The 9,698-nt window shown below is 66.5% G+C and carries 7 protein-coding genes and 1 riboswitch; of the genes, 2 read left to right on the top strand and 5 right to left on the bottom strand.

Annotated features, from left to right (window positions below; genetic code table 11):
- Nucleotides 1-60: 60 nt before the first annotated feature.
- The gene (ribB, locus tag QMX83_RS17690; RefSeq protein WP_282297960.1) at nt 61-1,158 is read right to left on the bottom strand and encodes a 3,4-dihydroxy-2-butanone-4-phosphate synthase; all 1,098 of its coding nucleotides are present in this window, start codon (nt 1,156-1,158) and stop codon (nt 61-63) included.
- Entirely contained in the window at nt 1,155-1,751 is a 597-nt protein-coding gene (locus tag QMX83_RS17685; RefSeq protein WP_282297959.1) for a riboflavin synthase, read from the bottom strand. Before QMX83_RS17685 ends, ribB begins: the two co-directional genes overlap by 4 nt.
- Nucleotides 1,752-1,830: 79 nt before the next feature.
- Nucleotides 1,831-1,976, bottom strand: a riboswitch (FMN riboswitch).
- Nucleotides 1,977-2,133: 157 nt separating this feature from the next.
- Between QMX83_RS17685 and QMX83_RS17680 the strand changes: the two genes are divergently transcribed.
- Nucleotides 2,134-2,763 (top strand): outer membrane beta-barrel protein, encoded by a 630-nt coding sequence (locus QMX83_RS17680; protein ID WP_282297958.1) that lies wholly within the window; start codon nt 2,134-2,136, stop codon nt 2,761-2,763.
- Nucleotides 2,764-2,823: 60 nt separating this feature from the next.
- On the opposite strand, the gene ribD is transcribed toward QMX83_RS17680, so the two are convergent.
- The 3 genes from ribD to glyA all read right to left on the bottom strand — a co-directional run bounded on the left by ribD (nt 2,824) and on the right by glyA (nt 5,841).
- The gene (gene ribD, locus QMX83_RS17675) at nt 2,824-3,903 is read right to left on the bottom strand and encodes a bifunctional diaminohydroxyphosphoribosylaminopyrimidine deaminase/5-amino-6-(5-phosphoribosylamino)uracil reductase RibD (protein ID WP_282297957.1); all 1,080 of its coding nucleotides are present in this window, start codon (nt 3,901-3,903) and stop codon (nt 2,824-2,826) included.
- Nucleotides 3,904-3,925: 22 nt separating this feature from the next.
- Nucleotides 3,926-4,447 (bottom strand): transcriptional regulator NrdR, encoded by a 522-nt coding sequence (nrdR, locus tag QMX83_RS17670; RefSeq protein ID WP_282297956.1) that lies wholly within the window; start codon nt 4,445-4,447, stop codon nt 3,926-3,928.
- Nucleotides 4,448-4,587: 140 nt separating this feature from the next.
- Nucleotides 4,588-5,841 (bottom strand): serine hydroxymethyltransferase, encoded by a 1,254-nt coding sequence (gene glyA, locus QMX83_RS17665; protein WP_282297955.1) that lies wholly within the window; start codon nt 5,839-5,841, stop codon nt 4,588-4,590.
- Between the two features lie 237 nt (nt 5,842-6,078).
- On the opposite strand from glyA, the gene QMX83_RS17660 reads away from it, so the two are divergent.
- Nucleotides 6,079-9,603, top strand: coding sequence for an autotransporter domain-containing protein (locus QMX83_RS17660; RefSeq protein ID WP_282297954.1), 3,525 nt, complete (start codon nt 6,079-6,081; stop codon nt 9,601-9,603).
- Nucleotides 9,604-9,698 lie beyond the last annotated feature (95 nt).

The raw sequence follows: 9,698 nt of genomic DNA, 5'->3' as shown, positions 1-9,698 counted from the left end.
GAGCCGGGCTCTGCCCGGCTCTACGGAGCGTGCAGCCACGCAGGGCGTGGCTCTACGGGGTCACGGGGTGACCGTTTCGACGACTTCCAGGCCGTAGCCGGCCAGACCGATCTGGCGACGCGGGGTGCCCAGCACACGCAGCTTGCCCAGGCCCAGGTCGGAGAGGATCTGCGCACCCGCCCCGTTGCGCCGCCACTGGCTCACGTCCTTGTCCTTGCCCGGGGCCACGGGCTGCGGCTGCTGGCGCAACCGGGCCAGCAGCGCCTGGCCGTCACGCGGGGCGGACAGCACCACCATCACGCCGCGCTCCGCGGCGGCGATGGCCCGCAGCGCGTCGGTGGCGGCGACGCCGAAGTCGTCACGCCGCCAGTGCAGCAGGTCGGCCAGCGGGTTCTCCACCTGCACCCGGACCAGGGTCGGTTCGGCATCCACGGTGCCGCGGACCATGGCGAAGTGCACGTCGTGGGCGATGCGGTCGCGGTAGGTGACCAGGGTGAACGGTCCGAACTCGGTCTCGATCTCGCGCTCGTCCACGCGCTCCACGGTCTTCTCGGTGGCCAGACGGTAGGCGATCAGGTCGGCGATGGAGCCGATCTTCAGGCCATGCTCGCGGGCGAACACCTCCAGCTCCGGACGGCGCGCCATGCTGCCATCAGGATTGAGTATCTCCACCAGCACACCTGCCGGTTCCAGCCCGGCCAGCATGGCCAGGTCGACGCCGGCCTCGGTGTGGCCGGCGCGGGTCAGCACCCCGCCCGGCTGGGCGATCAGCGGGAAGATGTGGCCCGGCTGGTGCAGGTCGCTGGGCTTGGCGTCCGGCTTCACCGCGGTACGGATGGTGTGGGCACGGTCGTAGGCGGAAATGCCGGTGGTGACGCCCTCGGCAGCTTCAATGCTGACGGTGAAGTTGGTCTGGAACTGCGCGGTATTGGCCTGCACCATCGGGGCCAGGCCGAGGTCGGCGGCACGCTCGCGGGTCAGCGGCAGGCACACCAGGCCGCGGCCGTGGGTGACCATGAAGTTGATGTCCGACGGCTTCACCAACTCGGCGGCCATGATCAGATCGCCTTCGTTCTCGCGGTCTTCGTCATCGACGATGACGACCATGCGGCCCTGGCGGATGTCTTCCAGAATCTCGGGAATGGGGGCGAAGTTCATGCATGTGCTCCGGTCAGACGCTCCACGTAACGGGCGATCAGGTCGATTTCCAGGTTGACCGCGCTGCCCACCCGACTGGCGGCAAACGCGGTATGGGCGACGGTGTGCGGAATCAGCGCGACCTCGAAGCCGGCGTCATCGACCTCGTTGACGGTCAGGCTGACGCCGTCGACGCAGATCGAGCCCTTCTTGGCGATATAGCGCAGCAGGCCCGCCGGCGCGGCGAAGCGCCAGCGCTGTGCGCGGGCATCCTCGTGAATCGACACCACTTCACCCAGGCCATCGACATGGCCGCTGACCAGATGGCCGCCCAGCCGGTCGGTCGGGCGCATCGCCCGCTCCAGATTGATGATCGCGCCGTCGGCCAATTGGCCCAGCGTGGTCAGGCCCAAGGTCTCGGTCGACGCATCGGCCTGGAAGGACACCGCGTCAAACGCGATCACGGTCAGGCACACGCCATTGATGGCGATGCTTTCGCCCAGCTGGACGTGGTCGAACGGCAGGCTGCCGACGTGGAAATTGAAGCGGACGTCGCCGCCGAGGGATTCGCGTGCGGCCACATGGCCGACGCCTTCAATGATTCCGGTAAACAAAGGAACGTTCTCCGCGAAAAGTGAGCGAAAAACGCCGCAAGGCAAACAGGCGGGCACAGAGCCCTTGCAGGCCCTGGAGCACCGTCTTCTTTCATCCGGACTATACCGTCGGCTCCGGCATTGGACCGGATCTGCTGACCTTCCGGCTGACACCGGAAGCGCTCGCGGGCTCGTGCTTGCGCACCTACCGCCGGTGGGGAATCGCACCCCGCCCTGAAGACGTTTGGTTATGCCGGCGAACCGGCGTGGGCATTGTAGCAGCCCAGGCTGAGTGCTCGCTTTCTGTAAAGTATTTGTTAAACTCCGCGCCGCGGTGATGATCACCGCCCTGCCGCCCCAAGACGGGGCTGGCTGAAATGGACCTCAACCCCAAGGAACCGCCATGCGCAAGATTCTCGTTCTGGCCGCCGCTCTGCTGGCCGCCACCCCGCTCGCCGCTTCGGCCGATGCGCTCAGCTACACCTACGTTGAAGGCGGCTGGACCCAGCTGCAGGTCAGCCAGCCCGGCAGCAACCCGAAGCTGGACGGCGGCTACATCCGCGGTTCGTTCGCCATCGCCGAGCAGGTGAATGTGTTCGGTGGCTACAGCACGGTGTCGAAGAAGTACCACTTCGAAGACAGCCTGGGCCACTACAGCATCGAGAACACCATCGAGCAGCCGGAGCTGGGCATCGGCTACCACATGCCGATCAGCGACCGTCTGGACTTCACCGCCGACATCGCCTGGATGCGCATCAACAATGAAGTGAAGTACAAGGACGACCAGTTCTCCGAACGTGAAGAGATCCACACCAATGCCGGTCGTGCCGCCTTCGGCGTGCGTGGCAAGCCCTCGCGTCGCACCGAAGCCTGGCTGAAGGCCGGCTACATCGACGGCAGCGACATGGACGGCGAGTGGATCGGCACACTGGGTGGCCAGGTCAACTTCACCCGTAACTGGGGTCTGGTCGGCGAAGTGCAGTACTTCGACGACATCACCCAGTACTCGGTGGGCGTGCGCGCCAGTTTCTGATCGGGCTGCGGCTTCATCGCCGCGCCATGATCGAACGGGCCCCGAAAGGGGCCCGTTTTTTTATGGCCGCAGCAGCAGGCGCAGGTCGTCGCCAATCTGGCGTTGCTCGACCACGCGCAGGCGTCGTTGCTGGTCCATCGACGTGATGCCCAGCCCGTCCAGCAGCGGTCGCCCCTGCTCGCCCAGCAACGTTGGGGCCTGATACAGCAGCAGTTCGTCGACCAGACCGGCACGCAGCAAGGCACCGGAAAGCGTGGCCCCGGCTTCGGTGTGCACCTCGTTGATCTCCCGCTCGGCCAGCAGCGCCATCACCGCCGGCAGGTCGAAGCGGCCGTCCTGCAGTGGCATCGCGTGGAACTGCGCATCGGTGTCGATGGGCGCGATCACATCCTCGCCATGCACATACAGCGTGGCCGCATCGCCCTCACGCACGCGGCGCTGCGCCAGCGTGCGCAGCCGTGCATCCAGCACCACCCGCAGCGGCGGCAGCACGTCCACATCGGGCAGGCGCACGGTCAGCTGCGGATCGTCCGCCAGCACCGTGCCGGCGCCGGTCAGGATCGCCCCGGCGCGCGCGCGCCAGTGCTGCACATCCTCACGCGCGGCCGCGCCGGTGATCCACTTGGAGCTGCCATCCGCCATCGCGGTGCGCCCGTCCAGGCTGGCGGCCAGCTTGACCCGCAGCCACGGCCGGGCGCGCTCGATGCGCGACAGGAAGCCGTGATTCAGCTCGCGCGCGTGGGTCGCCATCAGTCCTTCGGCGACCTCGATGCCGGCTTCGCGCAACAGGGTGAAGCCGCCGCCGTCGACCTTGGGGAACGGATCGCGCATCGCGGCCACCACCCGCCCGACCCCAGCCTCGATCAGCGCCAGTGCACAAGGGGGCGTGCGACCGTAGTGCGCGCAGGGTTCCAAGGTGACGTAGGCGGTGGCGCCACGGGCGGCCTCGCCCGCCGCGCGCAGGGCGTGGATTTCCGCATGCGGGCCGCCAGCACGCTGGTGCCAGCCCTCGCCCACCACCTGTTCGCCGTGGGCGATGACACAGCCGACCATCGGATTGGGACGCGTGGTGTAAGCGGCACGCTCGGCCAGGCGCAGTGCGCGGGCCATGTGCAGGTGATCGAGTGCGGTAAAGGTCATGCCCGCGATGGTATCGCGTGGATCAGCCCTTTTTCTTCTTGGTCAAGGCAATCACATCGCCCAGCAGCTGCAGCTGTTCGGTGCTGGCCGGCAGGTCGCGCTCCAGCTTCTCGATTTCCTCGCGGAAATCGGCCACGTCCTCGAAACTGCGGTACACGGAGGCAAAACGCACGTAGGCCACGTGGTCCAGCTTGCGCAGCTCGTTCATGACGAACTCGCCGACCTTGATCGACGGAATTTCGCGCTCGCCACACATGCGCAGCTGGTGCATCACCGCACGCACGGCCAGCTCGATCTTCTCTTCCGGCACCGCACGCTTCTGCAGCGCGCGGTCGAAGCCGACCCGCAGCTTGCGAGCGTCGAAGGCTTCCCGGCTGCCATCGCTCTTGACGATGGCCGGCAGCTTCAATTCGATGGTTTCCAGCGTGCTGAAACGCTCGTTGCAGGCCTCGCACTCACGTCGACGCCGGATCGTCGCGCCGTCTTCGGAGACGCGCGAGTCAATCACCCGGGTATCAGCGTGCTGGCAGAACGGACAGTGCATGAAGCGCCTTGCATCGAAAAATCGTCATGCTGCGGTCACCGCAGCGTCGCAAAGGTACCTGAGAAGCCCTGTTCACAGCAAATCACAACATGTTCCAACGGGCCGCGAAGGCCGCCGGGCAAAGCCGGCGGCCCTGGGCATCACCCGTAAACCGGGTACTTGCGGCACTGCGCGCTGACGGCATCACGCACGCGGGCGATGACGGCCTCGTCAGCCGGGGCGTCCAGCACGTCGGCGATCAGGTTGGCCAGTTCCACGCAATCCTGCTCGGTGTAACCACGGGTGGTCACTGCCGGGGTGCCCAGGCGCAGGCCCGAGGTCACGAACGGCGAGCGCGGGTCGTTCGGCACCGAGTTCTTGTTGACGGTGATGTGGGCCTTGCCCAGCGCGGCTTCCGCGTCCTTGCCGGACACGTCCTTGCCGATCATGTCGACCAGCATCAGGTGGTTCTGGGTGCCGCCGGACACGATCTTGTAGCCGCGTGCGATCAGCGTGGTGGCCATCGCCTGGGCGTTCTTCACGACCTGCTGCTGGTAGGTCTTGAAGCCCGGCTCCAGCGCTTCCTTGAAGGCCACCGCCTTGGCGGCGATGACGTGCATCAGCGGACCGCCCTGGATGCCCGGGAACACCACCGACTGCAGCTTCTTCTCGATCTCTTCGCCCGCACCCTTGGCCACGATGATGCCGCCGCGCGGACCGCGCAGGGTCTTGTGGGTGGTCGAGGTGACCACGTGGGCATGCGGCAGCGGGCTGGGGTAGACGCCGGCGGCGATCAGACCGGCCACGTGGGCCATGTCCACGAACAGGTAAGCCCCCACCTTGTCGGCGATGGCGCGGAAGCGCGCCCAGTCGATCACCTGCGAATAGGCCGAGAAGCCGGCCACGACCATCTTCGGCTTGTGTTCCAGCGCCAGGCGCTCGACTTCGTCATAGTCGATCAGGCCCTGCTCGTTCACCCCGTACTGCACGGCGTTGAAGATCTTGCCCGAGGCATTGACCTTGGCTCCGTGGGTCAGGTGGCCGCCATGGGCCAGGCTCATGCCCAGGATGGTGTCGCCCGGCTGCAGCAGCGCGAAGTACACCGCCTGGTTGGCCTGCGAACCGCTGTGCGGCTGCACATTGGCGTAATCGGCATCGAACAGCTGCTTCAGGCGGTCGATGGCCAGCTGTTCGGCCACATCCACGTACTCGCAGCCGCCGTAATAGCGCTTGCCCGGGTAGCCTTCGGCGTACTTGTTGGTCAGCTGGCTGCCCTGGGCTTCCATCACCGCCGGGCTGGTGTAGTTCTCGCTGGCGATCAGCTCCACATGGTCTTCCTGGCGCTGGACTTCAGCAGCCATGGCCTTGGCCAGTTCGGGATCGTAGGTTTCGATGCGGACGTCACGCGGGAACATCGCTTACTCCAGGCAGGGTGAGGGGAACGGCAGCCTTCCATTGTAAGCCCGGCAGGCCGGGCTGGCCTGTGCCGGAGGACGGGCTGACCCACTTGTGCAAATCCGGCCAAATAGCTGAATTGGGACGCCGTTCCTTGAATTGTTCAGATTACTCGATCTCGAAACCTAAAGTCGTTCAGCCAGCGGCCGTTATTGCCACCTCAGGGAATCGTTTCTTTTTTCTACAGGGGTTGGCTTGTGAATCATGTGTATCGCGTGGTCTTCAATCACGCGCTGAAGTGCGTGCAGGTTGTGTCCGAATTCGCCCGCAGTCGCAGCACCGTCTCGTCTTCCGCCGCACGCCGCGCGCCTGCGCTGGCCGCCCTCTCCACCGCCATCGCCCTGGGCTGCTTTGCCCCGGGAGCCTTTGCAGCCGATGCAAACTGGAACGAATGGCGCGGCACCATCGACAACGACTGGGGCACGCCGGGCAACTGGCAGATGGGCGAACCCCGCGCCAATGATCCGTTGGCCCGTGCCACCTACATTGACAGCAACCGCACTGCGGTCGTTACCGCCACAGGCGAAGGCACCAACCATATCCATGTGGGCGACACCGGCATCGGTACCCTGCGCATCGAGTCAGGCGGCCAGCTGACGTCGGCGACCATCTTCATGGGCACCGGCGAAGTCCTCGGCACCCGGGGTACCGCGGATGGCCGTGCCGTCATCACCGGAGCCGGCTCCACCTGGACCGCGCTCGGCACCATCGGTGTGGGCCACTGGGGCAAGGGCCTGGTCGACATCGACCAAGGCGGCAAGCTGGCGATCGGCACCGATTCCTACATCGCTTCCGGGCTGGGTGCGGTCGGCGTCGTCAACGTCAGCGGCTCCACCTCCAGCTTCACCACCGGCGGCACCCTGTTGCTGGGTGCCGGCGGTAACGGCACCGTCAACGTGACCGATGGCGCCACCGCCACGGCGCAGTTCTCCCGCATCGGTGTGAACGCCGGCAGCGTCGGCCTGATGAATGTCAGCGATGGCGGCGTCTGGCAGACCCGCAGCGCTCTGTACGTTGGCCAGGGTGGTACCGGCACGGCACGCCTGTCGAGCGGTGCCACGGCGACCGTTGCTTCGGGCCTGTATGTAGGCACAGCAAGCACCGGCAACGGCACGGTAGATATCTCTGGAAATGGTTCCAGCATGGACGTTGGCGTCCATCAGATGCTGATCGGCGATCTGGGAACTGCGAAGGTAACGGTGTCCGACGGTGCGCGGCTCAGCGGCGGCGAAACCTGGATGGGTAATCGCGTGGGCGGCAACGGGTCCATTACCGTCACCGGCAATGGCAGTTTGTTCGAGACGCTTTCGCTCAAGGTCGGCACCAATGGCATCGGCTCTTTCACCGTCGAGGATGGGGCTGTGGCCACGGTATCCGGGTCGGTTGACTTTGCCATGACCAGCACCAGCCAAGGATCCATCAAGGTCGGCCAAGGGGCGACCTTGGCTGTTGGCAACGCCATGACGGCAAGCATCACCGCCGGCAGTGGACAGGCATCGTTCGAGCTGGCTGGCGGCATCCTGCGCTCCGACGCGACGCTGTCGCTGGATACCCAGGTGGCATTGAGCACGGATTCCACGCTGGAAGCGCAGTACGACGTGTACGCCATGCGCGCCTTCTCCGGCAATGGTCGACTGACCAAAACCGGCGTCTCCACACTCTCCCTGTTCGATGTCGACCGCAGCGATTGGAGTGGCGGCCTGCAGGTCAATGAAGGCTCGCTGTTGGTGGCAGGCAACAAGGCATTGGGCACCGGCTGGCTGGGGATGGCCGACGGAACGACGCTGGCGCTGGTCGATGGGGTGACTGTCAGCAATTCAGTCCAACTGCTGGGCAACGTGGAGCTGTCGGTTGTTGGTGACCGCAGTGCCACCCTTTCGAGTGCCAGCGGCAGCAGTGGCACCGTACTGACCAAGACCGGCGAAGGCACGCTGACCCTGGGCGGCGGCACCGTGGGCGCAACCCGCGTGGAAGAAGGCACCCTGCGCGTGACCGGCAATGCGCTCAACGGCGGCAACATCGAGATCGGCAGTGCCGGCACCTTCGAAATCGACACCACCCGCGTGCTGACCTACGCCGGCCAGATCAGCGGCAGCGGTTTCCTGCGCCAGGGCCGTCATTCGCTGACCCTGAGCGGCGACAGCAGTGCCTTCACCGGCACCACCGTCATCAACGGGGGCCAGCTCAACGTGACCGGCTCGCTCGGTGGTGACGTACAGGTCACCCGTGGCGGCTGGCTGACCGGCAACGGCTCGCTGGGCAATGTGTTCGTCAGCGGCTTCAGCACGCTGTCGCCCGGCACCACCACTGCGGCGATCAGCCGCCTCGACATCGCCGGCGTCCTGAACTTCGACGACAGCTCGACCTTCCAGGTGGACCTGGCGGCCAACGGAGCCAGTGACTTCGTTTCGGTGGGCGGCAGCACCCTGCTGGGTCAGGCCAACACCGTGGCCGTGGCCGCCGACGGCGACTGGGCACCGTCCACCCGCTACCACCTGCTGACCGCTGCAGGCGGCGTCAACGGCACCTTCTCGGGCGTGACCAGCAACCTGGCGTTCCTGGACCCGACCCTGAGCTACGACGCCAACAACGTGTACCTGACCATGGCGCGCAACGACGTGTCGATGCCGGATGTGCAGCTGACGTTCCCGGAGGTGGTGGTCAACACCAACCAGCAGGCCGTGGCCGGCGCGGTGGAAGCGCTGGGCGAAGGCAACGCGGTGTATGACGCGGTGGTGCGCCTGGAAGTACCGCAGGTGGTGCCGGCGTTCGACAGCCTGAGCGGCGAAGTGCATGCCGCCCATCGCGGCACCCTGCTGCAGAACCGCTTCCTGCACGACGGCATCGACCGTCATCTGGACGGCCGCGCGATCAGTGGCGAGATCTCGCCGGGGCTGCGCGTGTGGCTGGCCGGCAGCGGTGGTCAGCAGCGCACCGATGCCACGGCGAACAGCACCGCTACCCGCGTGTCGCAGGACGGCCTGATGGCCGGTGCCGGCTGGCAGGTGGGCGAGGCTCTGGAACTGGGCGTGGCGGCGGGTCAGCAGCGACTGGAAACGCGCCTGCGCAGCGGTACCGGCCAGGCCGAGACCGACAGCACCGAATACGGTGTGTACGCGGCGTACCAGTGGCAGGGCCTGCGTCTGCGTGGCGGCGTGACCCGGGCGGACTACCGCACCGACAGCACCCGCGATGCACAGGTGGGCAGCACGCTGAGCGAAACGCTGGTGGCACGCGAGAACGCGACCGGCACCACGGCCTTCGTGCGTGCAGGCTGGACTTTCGGGGCTTCGCGCCTGCAGCTGACGCCGGAAATTGAGCTGGCGCAGGTGCGTCTGGAAAGCGATGGCAGCCAGGAGCGCGGTGGTGACAGCGCACTGGTGATCGGCGCGGCAGACAGCGACTACCGCACGGGTGTGGCCGCACTGAAGGCCGACTGGGACATCAGCGGTGGCCAGCGTGATCGTGCAGTGCTGACGGCGCGAGTGGGTTGGCAGTATGCCGACGGCGACCGTCTGCCGGTGGCAGATGCACGCTTCGTGGCGGGCACGCGTGACTTCAGCATCGCCGGCACCCCGCTGGCACGCAGCACCGCGCTGGCGCAGCTGGGCGTGGCGATCAGCCCGTCGGCGAACAGCCGCGTGTCGTTGCAGGTGCAGGGCCGTCGCGGCGGCGACCAGCGTGAGCTGGGCGCGCAGCTGGATTGGTCGGTCGGGTTCTAACGCCGGCTCGTACTGCGATTGAGGGCAATAAATGAGGGTGGCCGGGGTTGGCCCGGCCCCGTTTTTGATTTTTGGGGACAGCCGCCCGGGCGAGC

Origin of the sequence: Stenotrophomonas sp. PS02289, from assembly GCF_029960115.1 — a bacterium.
Taxonomy (GTDB): domain Bacteria; phylum Pseudomonadota; class Gammaproteobacteria; order Xanthomonadales; family Xanthomonadaceae; genus Stenotrophomonas.
This window is presented reverse-complemented; position numbering and strand designations above follow the sequence as displayed.

Coding starts and splice junctions, on each gene's coding strand:
- ribB (WP_282297960.1), bottom strand. CDS start 1,158: ATGAACTTCGCCCCCATTCCCGAGATTCTGGAAGACATCCGCCAGGGC.
- QMX83_RS17680 (WP_282297958.1), top strand. CDS start 2,134: ATGCGCAAGATTCTCGTTCTGGCCGCCGCTCTGCTGGCCGCCACCCCG.
- ribD (WP_282297957.1), bottom strand. CDS start 3,903: ATGACCTTTACCGCACTCGATCACCTGCACATGGCCCGCGCACTGCGC.
- nrdR (WP_282297956.1), bottom strand. CDS start 4,447: ATGCACTGTCCGTTCTGCCAGCACGCTGATACCCGGGTGATTGACTCG.
- glyA (WP_282297955.1), bottom strand. CDS start 5,841: ATGTTCCCGCGTGACGTCCGCATCGAAACCTACGATCCCGAACTGGCC.